The sequence below is a fragment of the Corynebacterium sp. ZY180755 genome (assembly GCF_054331495.1).
In genome coordinates this window covers 1749851-1770561 of sequence record NZ_CM135811.1, presented here as the reverse complement: position 1 = coordinate 1770561, position 20711 = coordinate 1749851, and the positions used below count along the sequence as shown (strand labels likewise).

Sequence of the window (20711 nt, the reverse complement as noted above, 5' to 3'; positions counted from 1 at the left end):
TGGCCTACAGCCCTTCACTTTCCGTAACGAGACATAAGGGAAATGATGGAAATTAACCCACACACCCCGGAAGCAGTTGATACTGCTTCGGCTAAGAATGCGAAGAAGGTAAAAAGCCGTCGCAAGGTACGCCGTACCGTTGCTGGTGCTATGGCCCTGGCATTCGGCCTAACCGGTGCTGGCGTTTTCGTCAGCGCAGTTACCCCTGATGCTCAGGTAGCTACCGCTCAGCGTGATGAGCAAGCGTTGATCCAAGAAGGCAAGGACCTTTACGACGTCGCCTGCATCACCTGCCACGGCGCTAACCTTCAGGGTGTTCAGGATCGTGGCCCTTCGTTGATCGGTGTTGGTTCTGGCGCTGTGTACTTCCAGGTACACTCCGGCCGCATGCCAATGCTGCGCAACGAAGCTCAGGCACAGCGCAAGCCTGCCCGCTACAACGAGTCTCAGACTCTTGCACTTGCTGCATACGTTGAGGCTAATGGTGGCGGACCTGGCATCGTTAAGAATGAGGACGGCACCGTCGCCCTCGAGACCCTGCGTGGTAAGAACTACGACGGTCAGATTGACCCACTCGACGTTGCACGTGGATCTGATCTCTTCCGTTTGAATTGTGCATCCTGCCACAACTTCACTGGCCGTGGTGGCGCACTATCCTCCGGCAAGTTCGCACCACCTCTGGATCCTGCAAACGAGCAGGAGATCTACCAGGCTATGCTTACCGGTCCTCAGAACATGCCTAAGTTCTCCGACCGTCAGCTAACCGCTGATGAGAAGAAGGACATCATCGCATTCATCAAGGAGACCAAGGAATCACCTTCTCCAGGTGGTTGGGGCCTCGGCGGCCTCGGCCCAGTAGCTGAGGGTATGTTCATGTGGCTCTGCGGCATTGTTCTTGTCATCGCTGCAGCTCTCTGGATTGGATCACGTTCATGAGTAACAATGAGATGAAATACACCGACAAAGAGCTCAACGCAATGAGCAATGACGAGCTTGCGCGCCTCGGCACCGAGCTTGATGGCGTTACCGTTGCATACCGCAAGGAGCGCTTCCCAATTGCCAATGACCCTGCTGAAAAGCGCGCTGCACGCACCGTCGGCGTCTGGCTGGTTATCGCAATTGTCGCTGCCCTCGGATTCCTGGCTACTTACCTGTTCTGGCCATGGAACTACAAGGCACACGGCGATGAGGGACAGTGGATTTACACCCTGTACACCCCATTGCTCGGCTTGACCTCTGGTTTGGCCATCCTCTCTCTGGGTATTGCTGTAGTTCTCTACATCAAGACCATCGTCCCTGAAGAGATTGCAGTTCAGCGTCGTCACGACGGCCCTTCCGAAGAGGTGGACCGCCGTACCATCGTCGCACTTCTCAACGACTCTTGGGAAACCTCCACTCTTGGTCGCCGTAAGGTGCTGAAGTCCCTTCTCGGTGTAGGCGGCGTACTGGCTGGCTTGGTAATCGTCGCTCCGCTGGGTGGCATGGTGAAGAACCCATGGAAGGCCGGCAAGCTCGGTATCCAGGGTGACGGTACTCTCTGGCACTCCGGTTGGACTCTTACCAAGAACGGTGAGAAGATCTACCTCGGTCGCGACACCGGCGCTATTGCTGAAGAGCACGATGGACACTGGACTACCCAGGGCATTTCCCGTTTGGTTCGTGTTCGCCCTGAGGATCTGGCTGCAGCTTCCATGGAGACTGTTTTCCCACTCCCTGAGAGCTTGGTAAACGATGGTGATCGTTACGACGAGACCCGTGTCGTTTACGAGGAGCACATGCACTCCGTACACGGTCCTCGTAACCCTGTCATGCTCATCCGCCTTCGTTCCCGCGACGCGGAGAAGGTTGTTGAGCGCCAGGGTCAGGAAGACTTCCACTACGGCGATTACTACGCATTCTCTAAAATCTGTACGCACATCGGTTGCCCAACCTCTCTCTACGAGGCTCAGACCAACCGCATTCTGTGCCCTTGCCACCAGTCGCAGTTCGACGCTTTGCACTACGGTAAGCCGGTCTTCGGACCAGCTGCGCGTGCTTTGCCACAGCTGCCAATTACCGTTGACGAAGAGGGTTACCTCATCGCCGCAGGCGACTTCCGTGAGCCTGTTGGAGCAGCATTCTGGGAGCGTAAGTCATAATGAGCACTAAACTCGCCGAAATCGGCAACAACATTGATTCTCGGTACACCGCTGCTTCCGGCATTCGCCGGCAGATCAACAAGGTGTTCCCAACTCACTGGTCTTTCATGCTCGGTGAGATCGCACTGTACAGCTTCCTCATTCTGCTGCTGACCGGTGTTTACCTGACCCTGTTCTTCGATCCTTCGATCACCAAGGTCATCTACAAAGGTGATTACCTTCCACTTAACGGTGTTGAAATGTCTCGTGCATACGAGACCGCACTGAACATTTCCTTCGAGGTTCGCGGCGGCCTGTTCGTTCGTCAGATGCACCACTGGGCTGCACTGATGTTCATGGTCTCCATGTGTGTACACATGGCGCGTATCTTCTTCACCGGCGCATTCCGTCGCCCACGTGAAGCAAACTGGATCATCGGTTCCTTCCTGCTCCTGCTGGGCATGGTCGAAGGCTTCATGGGTTACTCCCTGCCTGACGATCTGCTCTCCGGCGTCGGTCTGCGAATCATGTCCGCAATTATCGTTGGTATCCCAATTGTTGGTACCTGGCTGCACTGGTTGATCTTCGGTGGAGACTTCCCATCTGAGATCATGCTTGATCGCTTCTACATCGCTCACGTTCTGATCATCCCAGCAATCATCCTGGCGCTGATCGCTGCTCACCTGGCTCTGGTTTGGTACCAGAAGCACACCCAGTTCCCTGGACCAGGTCGCACCGAAAACAACGTTGTAGGCGTTCGCATTCTGCCATTGTTCGGCCTGAAGGCTGCCGCATTTGGTTTGGTTACCGCTGGTGTTCTTGCGCTCATGGCGGGTCTGACCACCATTAACGCAATTTGGGTTCTTGGCCCATACAACCCATCTCAGGTCTCTGCTGGTTCTCAGCCAGATATTTACATGCTCTGGACTGACGGTGCAGCACGTGTCATGCCTGCGTGGGAGCTCTACCTCGGTAACTACACCATCCCTGGTGCATTCTGGGTAGCCCTGATGTGTGGCATCATGGTTGTCCTCTTGGTTGCCTACCCATTCCTTGAGAAGGCTGTTACTAAGGACGATGCTCATCACAACCTGCTGCAGCGTCCTCGCGACGTACCAGTTCGTACGGCAATCGGCGCTATGGCGATCATGTTCTACTTCCTCGTTACCCTCTCTGGTGGTAACGACCACGTAGCACACTTCTTCCAGATCTCCCTTAACGCTATGACTTGGGTTGGTCGCATCGGCTTGATCATCCTGCCACCTCTGACCTACTTCATCACCTACCGCATCTGCCTGGGTCTCCAGCGCTCCGATCGCGAGGTACTGGAGCACGGTATTGAGACCGGTATCATCAAGACCATGCCTAACGGTGCATTCGTTGAAATCCACCAGCCTCTCGGCCCAGTGGATGAGCACGGTCACCCAATTCCGCTGCCTTACGGCGGTGCAGCGGTTCCAAAGCAGATGAACCAGCTCGGCTTCTCCGGCCACCCAGGTCGTGGCGGTGCATTCAAGGCGGATTCCCCAGAGATCGCTCGCCGCGCAGCTGAGATTGAGCATGCTAACCACGCTGAGGAAGCAGAGATGCTCCGCAACCTCAACGAGGCTAACCGTGCAAAAGACCAGGAGAATGGTCTTAAGGGTCTGAGCTAATCAGACTCTGCTCCAAGTAGCGCTCACATAAGTCCCACCGAAGTTTGCTTCGGTGGGACTCGCTGCTTGTTTAGCACTTTTAACTTAAGCCCCATTGAGCGCTTCTGTAACTCATTTGGGTGCTAAGCACGATGCGCGCTCCCCACTGAATATGGGGAGCGCGCATTTTGCCGTATTTACAGGTAAAGGCGCGGAGCTACTTTGGCAGTCTTCCTCCCCTCGTAGGGTTTGAGTCGATCCATTTCGCTGTAGTTTGGTGGCTTTTGCTGCCGGCGTCACCCAGACGTTCGGGTCACTGGCCGGCTGGCCCCTGAGCGCCGCTTAGTTGGCAAAGCTTGTGTCTTGTTTTAACCGGCAGTGGTTCTCTCGTCTTCGGACGTCGAGGATGCAGACCACACTCTGGTAGTAAAGAAGCTGATCGTAAGAACAGGAACTGTTTAATTAAAAGTTCTGGTTCCCACACAGAAAAGTGAATCGCTTCTGTATTAGAGGGGAAGAATTCTGACTACCAAGACGAGGCAAAGTCTTGAGCAGAGGTGCCAACGTTAATGTTGTCGATGGAATTTGCCGCGTGGAGTTCGCTGGACGCTGCGATTTACGGCGGTCTTAGAATTTAGTCTTTGAAAACTGCTGTAACGACTGCGTCTTGGTGGACTAGCCCCATTCCATTGCTACATATTAGCTACCCAGAAATGAAGCAAACCCATCCATATGGGAGTACCGAGATATTTCGCTTTGCTAACCGCACGTACGCCTTGATGAGCAAGAGTATGCGCTTTACGGAAGCGCCGCGCGAGATGCGTACTCGCACGTGACTTCGCGCAGCCGCACGAGGCTGATGCTCTGCTTGATAATTCAGGTGTGTTAGGCGTTTATGCGTCATAGGATTCTTCAAGTTCCGGCGAGGAGCCTAGGTGCCTATCGTAGTGACGCTCGTTGACGAGTGGTGGGGTAGACAGCCGCCAGCGGCACGAGCTTGCAGTTGCGTTGGAGGCGTTCCTGCGCTTCTGTGCTATTCCCGCGACATCTTCTCCTATTAACCATGCGGTCAGGGGAGAGGTGGTGGAATCTCAAGATTGGTTTTTGCTTCTTTTTCTTCACGCTCTATAGCCTCGCGAGAATGCCCGCCTAGTTGATGAACTCTAACGAAGAGTTTATTCACGCTCTTCACAGAGTCTGTTTCAAGGGCCACAATCCCTAGCGATGAATTCGCACATAACTCATCAAGTATCTTCGGCACTGATTGTTTTCAACAAAGTTGTAAGTCACTGGCAAGAGGAGCGTTATGGTAATGGATTTGTACTATCTACAAGGGGCGGCTTAATTAATGGGGCGGCGTTCTTGTAGCTATGTAGATCCTTTGCGTAGTAAGTCACGGTTACAGGTTTTAACGCTCCTCGTTCTTCTCGTCTTGTCCTAGCGAGCCAGGCTTCGCTGAGAAGATTCTTTTTCTCGACGCAGAATAATTCCGCCTTGATAGGAAAGGGATGGCAAAGGCACCCTTCCGGTGGGAAGTCCCACGGCCACCAAGGTGTCGCCTTATTGGTGTTTAAGTCCTGTAGATACTTGGAATGTTCGGACGGTGTGAGAATGCGGCTCCGGTATTTGTTTTCTTAGCCATTCCTGTTTGGCGCAGACTCAACGATGTTCATCAGCCGTAGCCTTAAAATGCCTTAATCCGCATGACCGAAAGCCAGTCGGGTAACTCTGACATGGTTGATCACTGTCCTTGGGGAGCCTCCTTCTTCATGCGCCCGCCTGCGCCCTCCGTTGGGAGAAGTAGAGTCGGGCTCCAGAAGATTTATCTTGGGGTGAGTGAAGGCGCCTTGGTGGTATCCGTCATAGGAGTTATGGCATTCGCGTGAGCGCGAGTTGACGTTCGCCCTGGTTTTTGTCGTGCCTTCTTTCCACATCCGGTTTGCCAGTCACTAGTGCGCCGTTATCAAAAGCGATCGATCGTTATGTACTAGCAATGAGGTGATTCGCAGGCTCTCATTGGGCAGTAGCCACGTCCTACATAAAGGCAGCACGTGGATAAGGGAATTGTTACCTGAGTGTTCTAGACGGTCATTGGTTAAAACAGGAGTCTCGTTTCCAAGTTGTGAAAATTGACCTGTTATCTGACTGCCGTGAACGGCAGAGCGGCGGTAGCTCAGCTATAGATAGGCAGCGGCAGAGTTGGTCTAGTGGCTAATGTGGCGCGTGGTAGGGGAGTTGTTACTCCGTCACTGGTTATCTTTCTGTTATTTTTCGCCAAAATAATTGCCAAATGGCCCTAGGTTAATGTCATAACTGGATAATGTGCCATATGTCACAAAATATTTTTGCGACGCACTTGTTATGTGCCTGCGATGGAAAAATATGCACGGGCTCGCCGGTAGACGCGTTGAGTAATGCCAGTTTACGGGGTGTTTACCTTCATATTATGTGGTGCACTAATATTTGCGGCCTGAGGTGGAACGTCTTCTGGTTTTATCGGCAAATGGCGAATAACAGGTTGATAACGGTACGGAAACGGTTGGACTAGTGGACAGGACTTGTTGTGATTTCGTAACCTAACTGAGACAAAAACAACGACCGCAGCAGTCGTTGCGTCCAGAAGAAAATCGAAAAGTCGAGTCAGTTCTCAAAAAGGCACCGCATACCGCGGGTTTTAATGGGAGCTGAGCCGTTAAGTCAAAGTTTCGGTGTGTGAGAAACTTTTTTTGGCAGTAACGCTCACTGCGAATGGAGAGTTACAAACTTCCCCGCCAGGCTTACACGGTAGGCACACACAAAGTTTGGAGATTCATTCGTGGCTAAGCACCGTCGCCGTAACCAGAACACCGTACGCACCACCGCAACGGCTTCCGCAGCTGTTGTAGGCGCTACCGCTGCTCTGGCCGTTCCGGCACAAGCTGCTGAGGTTGTGGTACCTAACACTGGCCTCTCTTTCCAGGTTAATGGCATTGAGAATGTGCCTAATATCCAGCACGTTCCTAACATTGAGCAGTGGATTCCATCCTTGGCTCAGCAGGGTAAGACCGCAAACTACTCCGCAGTAGTTCGCACTCCAGCTGCGGCAAAGCCTGCAGTAAAGCCTGCGGTAAAGTCTGTGGGTCAGCGTATCGTTGACGCTGCTCGTTCCAAGATTGGCTCCCCTTACGTTTGGGGCGCAGCAGGTCCTAACGCGTTCGACTGCTCTGGTCTCACCACTTGGGCGTACGCACAGGTTGGTAAGGCTATTCCTCGTACCTCCTACGCTCAGGCTGCAGAGGGTACCCCAGTTTCCCGTGAAAACCTGCAGCCAGGTGACATCGTTGCCTTCTACTCTGGCGCATCCCACGTGGGCATTTACGCTGGTAATGGACGCATCATTCACGCACTAAACTCCGGCACCCCGCTGTCCGAGGACAGCATCGACTACATGCCGTTCCACTCCGCAGTTCGTTTCTAATTGGACAGCTAGACGGAATGCATTAACAACGCCCGCGTCTCCACGTATCGTGGCGGCGCGGGCGTTGACATTATGTTAAGAATTACACCAATACCATTTATCGCTGGCTGGTACTTACACTGGTCATTGGGCTTTTTCGCGCTTTAGGGCTATAGTATCTTCAAAGAATTGGCAGCCTCGAGCCAAGTACTTCCTCGGTCAACATTTCTACGCTTCAAAAGGGGTTAATTGTGGCTTCTCATGTCCACAAGTATCGTTACGCTCGTGTGATTTCTGGCTTTGTTGCTGCTGCGACCATCTTCGTTATGTCGCCAGTGGCTAGTGCTGACGAGGTTGATGATTTGCTGGCACGCATGGAGGAAGTCTCGCGTCAGGCAAGCGCCAAGAATGAAGAAGTCAAAACTCTGCAGGATGAGATTGCTCAGTCAGAAAAACGGCTCGCGAATCTCGAGCGTACGGTAGCGCAGGCCACTGAGGTTGCGAACAAAGCGAAGGAAGCGGAGAAGAATTACCGATCCGAAGTAAACCGCATCGCTGATGCTAAGTACCGCACCTCAACTGTAGATCCCATCACCAGCGCTATTGGTGCTGAGAATCCTCAGAACGCCATTGACCGCGCCGCGTACTTGGGCACTCTTTCTGCTAATACAGAAGCAGCACTCCGGCGTCTGCAAGAGGCAACTAAGGATGCCGCGGATAAGCAGTCTAGCGCCTCCCGGGCCGTAGCTGAGCAGAAGTTCAAGCGTGTGGTCATGCAGAAGGAAAAAGCTAAGTTCGAGCAGGAAAAAGCTGATCTGGATAATCGCATTGACCAGATCATGCGTCAGGTTGAAGCTCTCACACCAGAGCAGCGCAGGCGCTGGGTAGAGAAGAATGGTCCGGTGGAAGGCTACAACATTGACATGATCGCCGGTGGTTCTGCGGCCGCGAACAGCGCTGTGGGTGCGGCCCTGAGCAAGGTAGGAGCTCCTTACGGTTGGGGTGCAGCTGGCCCAGACGTATTTGACTGCTCTGGCTTGGTCTACTGGGCTTACCAGCAGCAGGGGATTACTATTCCTCGTACATCTCAAGCGCAGATGGCTGGTGGAACTCCAGTAAGCATGGATCAGCTGCAGCCAGGTGACGTAATCGGCTACTACCCAGGAGCAACCCACGTTGGTATCTATGTGGGCAACGGTATGCTTGCTCACGCTTCTGATTACGGTATTCCTCTGCAAGTTGTACCTGTGGATTCCATGCCTGTCTATGGTGCTCGCCGTTATAGCTAGGCGCGTTACGTTCCTTGGGCGCTCTCCTTCCAGCAGGTAAGGAGAGCGCCTTTCGTGCCACTGGGGTTGTGAGCAGTATTAGGTGATAGGTTTTTAGGTTATGACTAAGACGCTTCTGGTGACTAATGATTTTCCACCCACGTTGGGTGGTATCCAGTCGTACCTGCGCGATTACATTGCTACTTACCCAGCAGAGGACATTGTGGTGTTTGCGTCTACCCAGGATGTTGACGCGGCGCGCGCATGGGATGAGCACGTTCCATATGAAGTCATCCGAGCTGGCGTGAAGGTTATGTTGCCAACGCCCAGTATCGTCCGTCAGATGCAGCACATCATCTCGTCTCGTGGCATTGAGACTGTTTGGTTCGGTGCCGCAGCGCCGCTAGCGGTGATGGCCAAGGCCGCCAAGGCTGCGGGAGCTAAGAAGGTGGTGGCGTCGACGCATGGGCATGAGGTTGGGTGGTCTATGCTTCCTGGTGCGCGCCAGGTCCTTGGGCTCATCGGTAGGCATACAGATATCGTCACCTATATTGCGGATTACACTTTGCGTCGTTTTGGGCCAGCTTTTGGCGATGTAACTTTTGAACACCTTCCTTCGGGCGTGGACGTTGACCGTTTCACCCCAGCCGATGAAATCCAGCGGGCTGAACTCCGCCGTAAGCTCGCTTGGGATCCTCATGCCAAAGTAGTCGTTTGCATTTCCAGGTTGGTGCCCCGCAAAGGGCAAGATCTGCTGATTAAGGCGTGGCCGGACGTGATAGCGGCTCATCCGGACGCACGCCTGCATTTTATTGGCGGTGGCCACTACGAAAGCAGGCTAAAGGAGCTCGCCGCTCCGCATCAAGACTCCATCCGCTTTGCTGGTCGGGTGAGCGAGGATGAAATGCTTGCTTCGTTGCAGGCGGCAGATGTCTTCGCTATGCCTGCGCGTACTCGTGGGGGTGGATTGGACGTTGAAGGCCTAGGCATCGTGTACCTAGAGGCGCAGGCGTGTGGTATTCCGGTGCTTGCGGGTGATTCCGGAGGGGCGCCAGAAACCGTTACTGATGAATCTGGCGTGGTGATTTCGGGGCGGGATGTGTCTGCGTGCTCACGCACGCTCATTTCTTTGCTTGCCGACCCCGCGCGGGCCCGCGCGATGGGCGTCGCCGGGCGAGCTCACGTTGAGCAGAACTGGACGTGGGAGATTATGGGTAAGCGTCTTCGTCGCATCCTGTCCATTTAGGTCAACAGAGTGCAGAGCGTTATAATTCTGGTCTAAGTGTTAACCATTCTGACAAGTCTGAATGAGTTTTTTATTGAAGAGGGTGTATTTGTGACATTGGGGCAAGCCGAGGGAAATCGCAACCTCGATGTCACCGTAGGTTTTGACATTGGTGGAACCAATATGCGTGCGGCCGCGGTTGACGCATCCGGCACCATTATCCACACCACCGCAATTCCAACTCCCCACACTGATGAAGCCCTTGACCACGGCATCATCGAGCTCGTTGAGCAGATGAAGCAGCGCTTTACGGTGAAAGCGGTGGGGTTGGCTATCGCCGGTTTCATTGACCCAGCGTGCGAAATTGTACGTTTTGCGCCACATCTTCCTTGGCGTGATAAGCCAGTCCGTAAAGAGCTCGAGCAGCTCTTAGGTATTCCGGTGCGTATTGAGCATGACGCGAACTCTGCGGCGTGGGGAGAGTACCGTTTCGGCGCTGCTCGCGGTCACGAAAACTGGGTACTTTTTGCTTTGGGTACTGGTATCGGTGCAACTCTTATGGAGAAAGGCGACATTTACCGCGGTGCCTTTGGAACGGCCCCAGAGTTCGGCCACCTCACGGTGGTGCGTAACGGACGTCCGTGCGCGTGTGGAAAGAGGGGCTGTCTTGAGCGCTACTGCTCCGGTACTGCGCTGGTGGAGACAGCCATGGAGATGCTTGAACGTCATCCCAACGAACTCTCTTGTTTGCGCAGCGCCGCCGAGGCGGGGGATATCACGGGTAAGCACATTGCTCAGTGTGCCCGCCAAGGGGACGAGCTGGCGTTGCGGGTTGTAGATGATTTTGCCTCCTGGCTAGGTGTTGGTCTATCCATGGTGGCTGATGTCCTTGACCCGGGCCTGATCGCCATTGCTGGTGGCGTTAGTACAGCTAGTGACCTCTACCTAGACAAAGCTATCTCGGAAATGAAGGCAAACATGGTTGGTTCAGGACACAGGCCAACCCCAAAGGTTATATGCGCAGAACTTGGTGCTGACGCGGGTATGATTGGCGTTGCGGATTTAGCGCGACAGATCAGCTAAAAACGCATAATTTTGTTGTGCACTCCCGCTCAGTGCGCTGTAAGAATGCGGGCGGGGTAAGAATCTTATCTACAAAGGCGAGAACATAATGACTATCAACAACAAGTGGTACCGGTTTTACAAGTACGTTCTCATCGGCCCCTTCCTTCGCGTGTACAACCGTCCGTGGATCGAAGGCGCAGACAAGATCCCAGCCACCGGTTCCGCAATTCTGGTCTCCAATCACCAAGCCGTGATGGATTCCTTCTACCTTCCGTTGTTGTGTCCTCGCGAGCTCGTTTTCCCTGCCAAAAAGGAATACTTTACGTCTCCTGGTATCAAGGGACGTTTTAAGCGCTTCTTCTTCGAGTCCGTCAATCAGATCCCAGTTGACCGAGACGACAAGAATGCCGGTGACTCTATTCTGGCAGCAGCAAAGAAGGTGTTCGATGCGGGGGAGCTCTTTGGCATTTACCCAGAGGGAACTCGCTCTCCTGATGGGCGAATCTACAAAGGTAAAACGGGCATGGCCCGAATTGCTTTGGAAACCGGCGAGACCGTTATCCCAGTAGCCATGATTGACACCCGCAAAGCCAACCCAATTGGATCAGTATTCCCACGGCCAGTGAAGGTGGGCGTTCGTATTGGTGATCCGATTGATCCACTGGAATTTGTTAAAAACAAGGGCTTGGATCCTAAATCTCACGAGGCCGCCCGCGTCCTCACTGACCACGTCATGCGACTGCTGGCAGAACTTGCTGAACAACCGTATGTGGACATGTACGCTGCGGATGTGAAGAAGTCTCTGGAGGCAGGACACGGTTACCCAGAGGGGGCCGAGTAACAGCGGGGACTATTCCTTTGCCTGCCGCTCCGTGGCGCAATCGGGGCTAATTAGTTGTCTAACCTGCCTTTTCCATTTATTTTCAAGAAGGAAGCAGTGTATTCTTTTCAGCTGTTGGAATGTTATTAATGTCCGCGCAGCGGGAATATAAAAATTCATAGGTTGAAGGGATAAAGAGCATGCCACAACGGATGCCCTGGCCGGACGTAGCTCGAGGTATCTCCATCTTGGGAGTTATCGTCTTGCATGTCGGTCTTACTGTCCCGAACGGTGAAAGCACCGGCATCTACCAATTCAATGACAACCTCTTGCCACTGCGCATGCCGTTGTTTTTCATGATCTCCGGCTTCTTTGCCCTCAAGGTCATGAATATGTCACTGAACGATGTATTGGCAAAGCGCATCTGGTTCTTGGCAGTACCTTACCTTTTGTGGGGTCCAGCTGAGCTCTGGTTCAAATCCCTCGAGCGTGCTTACGGTACGGGTGAGGGAATGCCGGACTCTGCTTTCTACATGGACCAGATCCTCAACGGTCGCAGCATGTATTGGTTCCTACATGCACTGATTGCTTTCACCATCGTGTTGTGGGCGTGTCGTTTCGTCCCTGTTTGGGCGCGATACGCGCTTGTAGTAGCCATGATCTTAGCTCCTGGGCTATTGAGCATGGACTGGACTGCCACCCATTTTCCGTTGGCAGCTGGGCTTCTTAATAATGAAGCGTTGCCATATGTGTCCAAGTATCTCACGTATCTGCCTATTTTCCTCTTGGGTGCGTTCTGCAGGCCCGGTATTACAAAGTTTGCGGAGAAAGCTCGAAACCCGTTGACTATTGCAGCAGCAGGCGTAGCCCTGTACGCCGGCCGAACGATTCTGGAATGGGACACTGAGTACTGGGACGGAACCATTCAAGCCATTGGATCGCTTCTGCATCTGCCTGCAGCCATCGTGGCGTCCGTGTTGCTGGCTAAACTCCCCTTCATCGGTAGCGGCTTGCAAATCATAGGTCGAAATACTTTGCCGATCTACTTGGGGCATCAGATTGGCCTCACAGCGTTGTTTGGCTTTATTTTCGCTTACGCGGACTTCGCTTTCGAGGTCGATGCCACCACGTTCTTGGATCGCCCGACATTCTGGGTTTTCTATGGAATCTTGGCGTGCCTCATGGGTGGCCTGTTCCTCCATCACCTTCAGAAGGTCCCATACCTAGGTTGGACTATAAAGCCTCCGGCGCTGTCTCAGCTCAAGGAGGTTTTGCCTAATGCTTCTAGGCATAAAGCTCAACAGGAGCCTTCTGTTTCTGCGCACGCAAAGTAGTAGGATCAATTTTTATTATGCGTAAAAGAGCACTCATAGCAGCATTGCTGATTATCTTGTACCTCATTTTGGCCTTTGTGGAATTCCACCGAGAGGTGATCGCCCCAATATTCTGCTTGGCTATTGCACTAGTGATGTTTTGGCCGATGCCTAGGGATAAGCAACCACCTAGTGAGCTTCCTGAGCACAAGCACAGTTAAAATTTTGGCTCCCCTATGGTTTAGGCTGTAGGGGACTAATTTTTTCAGGAAGTAGGGTAGGCATGCGGTTTTTCTACGACACCGAGTTCATTGAGGATGGTCACACTATAGACCTGGTTTCCATCGGTATCGTGTCAGAGGATGGCCGTGAGTACTATGCGGTGTCCACTGATGCGGATCATTCGAAGGCTAATAAGTGGGTGCGTGAGAATGTGTTGAACCAGCTGCCCAACCCAAGTGATGCGGCGTGGAAATCCAACGCAACGATTCGCGAGGAAGTTTTTGAGTTTCTCACTCAAGACGCTGGATTCCCCGAGTTGTGGGCATGGGTAGGCGCATACGATCACGTTGTTCTTGCCCAGTTATGGGGTGACATGTCTGGTCTGCCCCGCGAGCTTCCGCGCTACACGCGCGAGCTTCGCCAGTACTGGGAGATGGCAGGCCGTCCGAAGCTACCCGAGCTGCCGGAAGGCAATCATGACGCCATTGTGGATGCCCGCCACAACGTGGAAAAGTTCAAGGTTTGCGCAAAGGTTTTACCGCTCGGGCACCGAAATAAAGTCCAGCGTTAATTCTTTTCAATTCATATCATTTCATTAGCCCTGTTTAACGTGCTAGAAATAGGGGTGTGAGTTGGACAGTAGATATCCCTAGAGAAGTTCTCCCAGACCTGCCTCCGCTGCCGGGGGAGATGAACGATCGTTTCCAAGACATCATCAAGCGTGATGCGAAGCAGCAGCCTTCGTGGGACCCAGAGTTGGCGTCTCAGGTTCGCAAGATTCTGGAGTCAGTTCCACCAATCGTGGTGGCCCCTGAAGTGCGTGAGCTTAAAAAACGTCTTGCGGATGTGGCTCTGGGCAAGGCGTTCCTGCTACAGGGCGGCGACTGTGCTGAGACGTTTGAGTCCAACACCGAGCCACACATCCGAGCAAACATTAAGACGCTCCTTCAGATGGCAGTTGTGTTGACGTATGGCGCGTCCACTCCAGTGGTGAAAATGGCTCGTATTGCTGGTCAGTACGCTAAGCCACGTTCTTCTGACCTGGATGAAAATGGCTTGCCTAACTACCGCGGTGACATTGTCAACGGTGTGGAGGCTACAGAGGAATCTCGTAAGCACGACCCAGCACGCATGATTCGTGCCTATGCTAACGCGTCTGCTGCGATGAACTTGGTGCGTGCACTCACTAATTCCGGCACAGCTGATCTGTCTCGGCTAAATGAGTGGAACCGCGAGTTCGTAGCCAACTCTCCAGCAGGTGCTCGTTATGAGGCCCTGTCCCAGGAGATCGAGCGCGGACTGCAGTTCATGAACGCCTGTGGCGTCTCTGATGAGTCCTTGCGTACTGCAGATATCTACGCTTCCCACGAGGCTTTGTTGGTGGATTACGAGCGCGCTATGCTGCGTCTTGCTGAGACCGATGAGGGCGAGCTGGAGCTATATGATCTATCCGCGCACCAGCTGTGGATTGGTGAGCGTACCCGCGGAATCGATGATTTCCACGTGAACTTCGCTTCCCTGATCGCTAACCCTGTGGGGATTAAGATCGGCCCAAGCATCACTCCTGATGAAGCGGTTGCTTACGCTGAGAAGCTTGATCCTAATCGCGAGCCAGGCCGTCTTACTATCGTTGCTCGTATGGGGCACGATAAGGTGCGCGATGTCCTTCCTGGTATCGTGCGGGCTGTCGAGGATGCCGGCCACAAGGTCATTTGGCAGTCCGACCCAATGCATGGCAACACTTTCACCGCTTCTAACGGCTACAAGACTCGCCACTTTGACAAGGTGATCGATGAGGTTCAGGGCTTCTTCGAAGTACACCGTGCGCTGGGCACCCACCCAGGTGGCATTCACATTGAGCTCACTGGTGAGGACGTCACCGAGTGCCTTGGCGGCGCCGAGGACATCACGGACTTGGACCTGCCTGGCCGTTACGAATCCGCCTGTGATCCACGACTGAACACCCAGCAGTCCTTGGAGCTGGCGTTCCTAGTGGCAGAGATGCTGCGTAATTAACTCCAACTCAAACCTGAAAGCCGCGTTCGTATGCGAACGCGGCTTTGGTTTATCCTCCGATGAGTCGTAGTTGGACTGTTGTCCCAGCTTCACGGTCTCCGGTGAGAGGGGACTGGGTAATGACTAGAGCATCAGCTGATGATCGGCCGGAGATTACCTCGTAATCGAACCCTGCGTCCCGCAGGATTTCCCGTGCCTCACTGTATCGTTTCCCTACGACGTAGGGAACGTCCACGTTGCCTGCTAAAACGATCGTGATGTCCGTCTGCGACGGGTCCACCAAGCTTCCGGCCTCAGGGGATGTGCCAACTACGTCGTCGATGTTTTTTGCGCTTTCTGTTGTGGAACGCGTGACATCGCCTACACGCAAGCCGGCGTCGGCGAGCTTCCTTTTGGCTTGGCTCTCGCTATCACCAACTACGTCGGGAATCTCTACAGCGGTTGAGACCTTGAGTATTACGGTGGATCCCTTGGGTAGAGAAGTCCCGGCTGGCGGTTCCGTGGCAAACACATCGCCGGATTCTTCGTCTGGGGAGAATCCGTGTTCCACAGTGACTACGAGTCCTAGGCCCTCGAGCTGTTTACGGGCCTTCTCTTCGCTTGTACCACTGAGGTGAGGCATGTTTACTGGGGCCGCTCCCTTGGAAGTAAATACAGTTACGTTGCTTCCAACCGGAACGGTATCACCTGGTTTAGGTTCAACTCTGACGACGTCTCCCTCGTCCACGGTGTCTGAATACTCTTCACCGCCGGGCACCATGGTGAGGGTTCGTTCCTCAAGCGCGGCTTTCATGGCCGCAACGCTGGGTGTGGATGGAATTTCTGGCACGGTGGGCTGCCCAAGCGAGACTAAGAGAGTGATGTTGTCTCCTTTGACAGCCCGTTCACCAAAACCCGGCTGGGTACCTACCAACTGGTTTGGGGCGACATTATCGCTGTACACGCCTTCTTTAATGACGCCAAACCCCGCGTCTTCCACAACCGCCACGGCTTGAACTTCATCCATGCCTAGCACTTGGGGGATTTCACCATAGCGTCCAGATCCAAACCACCACGCCCCAATGGCTACAGCTGTAGTAAACAGCGCTACCGTGATAAGCCAGGCGATGAAACCAGTTTTATTTCGGTTGGAAACCTTAGGTTCTTGCCGTGCCACCCGCGCCGGTTGTGCTGGACGCCGCTGAGGTGCTGGAGGGGATGAGGAAACGGGGATAGGACTAGGCGCGCGGCTTGGCACCTGCGGGGGCACAGGGGGCGTGGGAACGCCAAATTGCCGTGTTTCCGGCGAACCCAAACTTGGTAGACCGTGTTCTTCCTCGCGATTGGCACGCCGGTCAGCGGCCTCTTTTTCAAAGACTCGGGTTGATGGCTCGTCAAGATCTGCGAAGAGCCCCTCGGCCTGGTGATTGTTCGCGTCCGGTGAGATGTCGGTGGTGAAAAGCTCTGTATTGTGGGCGTGCTCGTTGAGACCTTCGGAAGCTCTGTGCGCCGCAGAGTTCTTTGGCACCGGTACGGTGAAGCTTGGAAGGCGCAGCTGACTAGCTGCGTCATTGAGCGCGGTGAGGAACTCGCCGGCATCTTCAAAGCGATCCTGCGGATCGCGTGCGGTGGCGATAGCCACCAGCTCATCAAAGGCGCGTGGCACACCACCGATCCGAGTGGATGGCGCGGGAACATCGCGGTCTAAGCGAGCGTAGGCGTGCGCTAGCTGGGAATCTCCGTCGAAGGGCCGTTCGCCGGTGAGGAGTTCGAACAGGAGAATGCCGGCGGAATAAACGTCGGAAGCCGGGGTGATGTCGTCGCCAGTGACCTGTTCAGGGGACAGGTAGCTGACCGTACCTACGATTTGGTTGCTTGTGGCAGCTGATGCTGATGCTGCGCGTACTAGGCCAAAGTCCGCCAGTTTCACCTGGTGATCACCATTGATCAAAACATTGTCTGGCTTGATATCACGGTGGACCATGCCCTTTGCGTGCGCAGCCTCGAGACCCGTAAGAACTGCCTTCATGACAGCGGTTGCGGCATGCGGTGGCATAGGCCCACGCTCAGCAAGAAGTTCGCGCAAAGTTCCGCCTGTAATGAGTTCCATGATGAGGAAGACGTTCTCGCCATCAGATGAGAAGTCATACACTCCCACTAAGTTTGGGTGGGAGAGCTTTGCCATGGACCTCGCCTCGCGGCGGAAGCGTTGGCGGAAAACGGGATCGTTCACGTACTTCTGGTGCATGACCTTGGCGGCCACGTAGCGCCCCAAACGCAGGTCGACGCTGCGGTAGACAGTGGACATGCCTCCGCTGGCGATGGGCGCCTCAATGGAGTAGCGGCCCTCGAGAATATCTCCGACCTGAATGGAACTCATGACCTACAGTATGGTGCACTCATGGACAATTGTGCTAACCCCCTCACCGGTAGTTCTCTACAGGCGAACCGAAAAATCGGCTACATTAAGTAGATGTGAGTAACAAACCAGCACCAAGGTCTGTCCTGCCCGCCGACGAGCCACTGTTGACCGTCCCCGAATACGCCGAGCGCCTTGGCGTCCCAGTGACACGCGTCTTTGACATGATCGGTGAACACAAGCTGATCTTCGTCCTCGATGAGAAGATCAAGAAAATCCCTGAGGCCTTCCTCTCTGAAAAGGGCTCAACCAACAAGTTCGTGCCAGGTGTCATCGCGCTGCTTTCCGACGGTGGCTACAGCGACGCCGAAATCCTCCGGTATCTCTTCACCAAAGACGAATCCCTCCCAGGGCGTCCCATCGATGCGCTCCACGGTCACCTCGCCCGTGAGGTCATGCGTCGCGCGCAAGCCTCCGGCTTCTAAGTTATCCACAGGCGCCTATGGCGCCTCGGGGTGAAACCTCTAGGGTTATCCACAGAATCGCCGGTTTTCCTAGGGGCCGCTGTTCTTGCCTTGTGTGTGCGTTTACGGTTGATGCCATGACCGATGAACACGCAGCACTCCAGGATTACCTCACCGCCCTAAACAGCGGTGCCATTCTGCTGCGAGCATTCCACGGCCGCAAACACTGGGAGTTCGACACGATCTCCCCACGCGACGCACAAGAACTCATCGGCACCGCCTCTTGGTTGTATGGCACCACCCGCTACCGTCTCCAGCAACGCCGCACCCTCGAAGCAGCCGTTGAACACGGGTTCTCCCTCTCCGTACTCACCATGATCCGCCGGCACGTCGAAAAACTCACCTCTGAACGCGAACAATGGGTACTCTGGCGCGAACTCACCGAAAAGAAACGCCCCGCAGCGGTGATCAACACACTCGCCCTCAAGCGCGTAAAAGAACTCACACAACCACCCGCTAAGAGAACAACAGCAATGCGTATTGTGCGTGGGGCAGACGGCATGGGCACCCTGTACTTCACCGCACCCCAAGCACAACTCGCCGACATCAACCGCAGCCTCAAAGAGTCTGTTGCCACCATCATGGAACACGACTCCGACAAAACGAAGAATCAGGCCCGGGGTGAAGCCTTCGCCGAACTCCTTCGCAGCGAAGGCGGTGTGCCCCAAGGTGGTTACACACCACTAGTAGTAGTCCCCGTAGAAGAACACGCCAAAATCATTCGTGGTGAGGGTGACGGTATCAAGGTGGTGTGTTCTGATGGCACCGTCCTAACAGATAAAGAATACCTAGAACGCCTACTAGCAGACTATGGGCTATATGCTCTGGTGGATGAAGAAGAAGGCACCCTCAACATGTTCCGCACACAACGGTTTGCCAACCAGAAACAACGGTTTGCGGCGTTCGCGGAAAACCCCACCTGCGTAGCACCAGGATGCACGGTGGCGTTCGATGACTGCCAACTCCACCACGTAGTGGCATGGAAAAACGGTGGCGACACCAACATCAAGAATTTGGTGCCACTGTGTGCCTACCACAACGGGATCAACGATGATGACTGGTGGAACAACATCCACGGGCATATTGAAAAACGCGGACCCTTCGCGTACTGGGTATCTGCTTATGGGTTACCGGATAGAAGAAACCAGCACCCGCTCGCCATGCTCGGCGGCTGCAGAAAAATCTTCGGATAACCCCACCCAAAACACACAACAGCCGCACAACCTATAAGGTTATGCGGCTACAGGTGCGGGCTATTGCATGATCTTGCCGGGTATCCGGGGAGTTTTATCGTTGAAGATCCATTGCACGCACCACCATGCGGCAATGAAGGATAGTGTCATCCACACGACATTGTAGAGCTGATGATTGCCGCTGCCAGTAAAAGCTAAGGCGATGATGATGGACAAACCGGTCGTGAGTTTCTGCAGCCATACAGGCGGTTTAAAAGTACCCACGAGGGAAATAATCGATGCGTAGTACCACGGCAAGGTCACGGAATTGAAGACAAACGCCACGGCGTAGGCTGCTGCCGTGCCACGAACGGCGCTGATGGGTGTCTTTCTAAAGAACCACCAGCAGGCGATCATCCCTAGTCCCATTATAGCCATGGAGATGGAGCGCACGACGGTGATGACTTCATTGTAAGGAAACGCGTCGGTCCATACGCCGCTGACCGCGCTTAGTACTCCGGTGACCAAACTTGGGAAAGCAAGTGGGTTGATCACTTTGCTATTTCCCGTAAGTTCAGCAATCCAGCCCCAACTGGTGCCGGACAAGAAAGTAATAACCGCCAGCACAATGACTGTAACGGCAGCTCCACCGAAGGCGTAGCCCAAGAATGCGCCTAGTGCAGACTTGCCTTTGTTGCGTGCATGAGCCACCGCAATCCACACGACAAAAGGTAGGGCGAATGCCGCAGTCGCCTTTAGGGACATGCCCACGGCGATGATAGCGATTCCCAGCACGACCTTCTGGCGTAGTGCTAATAGGATGCCCACGCTTACAAGGCCGACCATTATCGACTCATTGTGCATACCACCAATCAAGTGGATGATCATTACGGGATTCATAACGCCCAGCCATAGCGCTAGCTTGGGGTTGCTATTCAGTTGCTGCGCGATGCGTGGAACAGCCCAGACTATAGCCGCGAAGCCTAGCAGTGATATGAGCTTGAAAAGGTATACACCGATGGTGACGTTCTCACCAGCGATCCGAGTTACTCCCTCACCGATCCACAGGTGCAGCGGGCCATAGGGAGTGGTGGTGTTGCGCCAGTCGTGTGAGACCTCCACTAGGTAAGGGCCGGTGGTAGTAGCGGCACCTTGTGTGTATGGGTCAAAACCTTCTCTCAGAAGCGCACCTTGCACGAGATAGGAGTACACGTCGCGGGACATGATAGGTGCGGCCAGTGCCAGGGGAACTACCCAGAGGCATAGCGTGCGGGTCAGCTCACTAACTGTGGTGGCAGCGTCGCTAATGAGGCGTTTTCCCTGAACGACCCACGCCAAAATGAGGAGAATGGTGCCTGTCCACAGGACCACATTGCTGATTGCAGCGCCGTGACCAAATGACATGAACTCAAGACCCAGGTACTCCAATACACCTCCGCGGCTGCGCGTGGCGCCGCCACCAAATGATCCAAGCAGGATGAGTGTACCGGCGATGAGGCCAATAATGGCAGGCGACGGTGTACGAGCAGTAGTGCGGGTGGGGGTGGATAAGTCTGTCATA

At 54.2% G+C, this 20711-nt stretch carries 15 protein-coding genes; 13 read left to right on the top strand and 2 right to left on the bottom strand.

Features of this window, described 5'->3' with window-relative positions:
• Window positions 1-42: 42 nt before the first annotated feature.
• From qcrC to ACXM2N_RS08035, 11 genes are all read left to right on the top strand, one after another.
• Window positions 43-936 carry a cytochrome bc1 complex diheme cytochrome c subunit gene (gene qcrC / locus ACXM2N_RS08085; protein ID WP_458487624.1) on the top strand — a complete coding sequence of 298 codons (894 nt, stop codon included), beginning with the start codon at window positions 43-45 and terminating at the stop codon, window positions 934-936.
• Window positions 933-2138 (top strand): cytochrome bc1 complex Rieske iron-sulfur subunit, encoded by a 1206-nt coding sequence (qcrA, locus tag ACXM2N_RS08080; RefSeq protein ID WP_458487622.1) that lies wholly within the window; start codon window positions 933-935, stop codon window positions 2136-2138. The genes qcrC and qcrA overlap by 4 nt, the downstream gene beginning before the upstream one ends.
• Entirely contained in the window at window positions 2138-3772 is a 1635-nt protein-coding gene (qcrB, locus tag ACXM2N_RS08075; RefSeq protein WP_458487620.1) for a cytochrome bc1 complex cytochrome b subunit, read from the top strand. The genes qcrA and qcrB overlap by 1 nt, the downstream gene beginning before the upstream one ends.
• A gap of 2794 nt (window positions 3773-6566) precedes the next feature.
• On the top strand, window positions 6567-7208 hold the full coding sequence (locus ACXM2N_RS08070; RefSeq protein WP_458487618.1) for a C40 family peptidase: 642 nt from the start codon (window positions 6567-6569) through the stop codon (window positions 7206-7208).
• 305 nt (window positions 7209-7513) lie between these two features.
• A complete protein-coding gene (locus ACXM2N_RS08065; protein ID WP_458491088.1) occupies window positions 7514-8476 on the top strand; it encodes an NlpC/P60 family protein in 963 nt (320 codons plus the stop codon).
• Window positions 8477-8576: 100 nt separating this feature from the next.
• Window positions 8577-9701 carry a glycosyltransferase family 4 protein gene (locus tag ACXM2N_RS08060; protein WP_458487616.1) on the top strand — a complete coding sequence of 375 codons (1125 nt, stop codon included), beginning with the start codon at window positions 8577-8579 and terminating at the stop codon, window positions 9699-9701.
• Between the two features lie 162 nt (window positions 9702-9863).
• Window positions 9864-10763 carry an ROK family protein gene (locus ACXM2N_RS08055; RefSeq protein ID WP_458491086.1) on the top strand — a complete coding sequence of 300 codons (900 nt, stop codon included), beginning with the start codon at window positions 9864-9866 and terminating at the stop codon, window positions 10761-10763.
• Window positions 10764-10857: 94 nt separating this feature from the next.
• Window positions 10858-11586 carry a lysophospholipid acyltransferase family protein gene (locus ACXM2N_RS08050; protein WP_458491084.1) on the top strand — a complete coding sequence of 243 codons (729 nt, stop codon included), beginning with the start codon at window positions 10858-10860 and terminating at the stop codon, window positions 11584-11586.
• A 179-nt stretch (window positions 11587-11765) separates the two neighbouring features.
• Window positions 11766-12899, top strand: a complete 1134-nt coding sequence (locus ACXM2N_RS08045; protein WP_458487614.1) for an acyltransferase family protein — start codon at window positions 11766-11768, stop codon at window positions 12897-12899.
• A gap of 262 nt (window positions 12900-13161) precedes the next feature.
• Window positions 13162-13671, top strand: coding sequence for a polyadenylate-specific 3'-exoribonuclease AS (locus tag ACXM2N_RS08040; protein ID WP_458487612.1), 510 nt, complete (start codon window positions 13162-13164; stop codon window positions 13669-13671).
• A 56-nt stretch (window positions 13672-13727) separates the two neighbouring features.
• Complete coding sequence (locus tag ACXM2N_RS08035; RefSeq protein ID WP_458487610.1) at window positions 13728-15116, top strand: class II 3-deoxy-7-phosphoheptulonate synthase; 1389 nt, start codon at window positions 13728-13730, stop codon at window positions 15114-15116.
• Window positions 15117-15165: 49 nt separating this feature from the next.
• Here the strand turns inward: ACXM2N_RS08035 and pknB are convergent, their stop codons facing one another.
• Entirely contained in the window at window positions 15166-17475 is a 2310-nt protein-coding gene (gene pknB, locus ACXM2N_RS08030) for a Stk1 family PASTA domain-containing Ser/Thr kinase (protein WP_458487608.1), read from the bottom strand.
• A 95-nt stretch (window positions 17476-17570) separates the two neighbouring features.
• Between pknB and ACXM2N_RS08025 the strand changes: the two genes are divergently transcribed.
• Both ACXM2N_RS08025 and ACXM2N_RS08020 read left to right on the top strand, forming a co-directional pair.
• Window positions 17571-17939, top strand: coding sequence for an Rv2175c family DNA-binding protein (locus tag ACXM2N_RS08025; protein ID WP_458487606.1), 369 nt, complete (start codon window positions 17571-17573; stop codon window positions 17937-17939).
• A gap of 116 nt (window positions 17940-18055) precedes the next feature.
• On the top strand, window positions 18056-19171 hold the full coding sequence (locus ACXM2N_RS08020) for an HNH endonuclease signature motif containing protein (RefSeq protein ID WP_458487604.1): 1116 nt from the start codon (window positions 18056-18058) through the stop codon (window positions 19169-19171).
• A gap of 60 nt (window positions 19172-19231) precedes the next feature.
• Here ACXM2N_RS08020 and ACXM2N_RS08015 read toward each other — a convergent pair whose 3' ends face one another.
• Window positions 19232-20710 (bottom strand): alpha-(1->6)-mannopyranosyltransferase A, encoded by a 1479-nt coding sequence (locus ACXM2N_RS08015; protein WP_458487602.1) that lies wholly within the window; start codon window positions 20708-20710, stop codon window positions 19232-19234.
• Window position 20711 lies beyond the last annotated feature (1 nt).

Excerpts from the sequence above, each read along its gene's own strand:
- ACXM2N_RS08045 (WP_458487614.1), top strand. The coding sequence starts at position 11,766 with ATGCCACAACGGATGCCCTGGCCGGACGTAGCTCGAGGTATCTCCATC.
- ACXM2N_RS08055 (WP_458491086.1), top strand. The coding sequence starts at position 9,864 with ATGCGTGCGGCCGCGGTTGACGCATCCGGCACCATTATCCACACCACC.
- qcrC (WP_458487624.1), top strand. The coding sequence starts at position 43 with ATGATGGAAATTAACCCACACACCCCGGAAGCAGTTGATACTGCTTCG.
- ACXM2N_RS08060 (WP_458487616.1), top strand. The coding sequence starts at position 8,577 with ATGACTAAGACGCTTCTGGTGACTAATGATTTTCCACCCACGTTGGGT.
- ACXM2N_RS08065 (WP_458491088.1), top strand. The coding sequence starts at position 7,514 with ATGTCGCCAGTGGCTAGTGCTGACGAGGTTGATGATTTGCTGGCACGC.
- ACXM2N_RS08020 (WP_458487604.1), top strand. The coding sequence starts at position 18,056 with ATGACCGATGAACACGCAGCACTCCAGGATTACCTCACCGCCCTAAAC.
- qcrB (WP_458487620.1), top strand. The coding sequence starts at position 2,138 with ATGAGCACTAAACTCGCCGAAATCGGCAACAACATTGATTCTCGGTAC.
- ACXM2N_RS08040 (WP_458487612.1), top strand. The coding sequence starts at position 13,162 with ATGCGGTTTTTCTACGACACCGAGTTCATTGAGGATGGTCACACTATA.
- qcrA (WP_458487622.1), top strand. The coding sequence starts at position 933 with ATGAGTAACAATGAGATGAAATACACCGACAAAGAGCTCAACGCAATG.
- pknB (WP_458487608.1), bottom strand. The coding sequence starts at position 17,475 with ATGAGTTCCATTCAGGTCGGAGATATTCTCGAGGGCCGCTACTCCATT.
- ACXM2N_RS08015 (WP_458487602.1), bottom strand. The coding sequence starts at position 20,710 with ATGACAGACTTATCCACCCCCACCCGCACTACTGCTCGTACACCGTCG.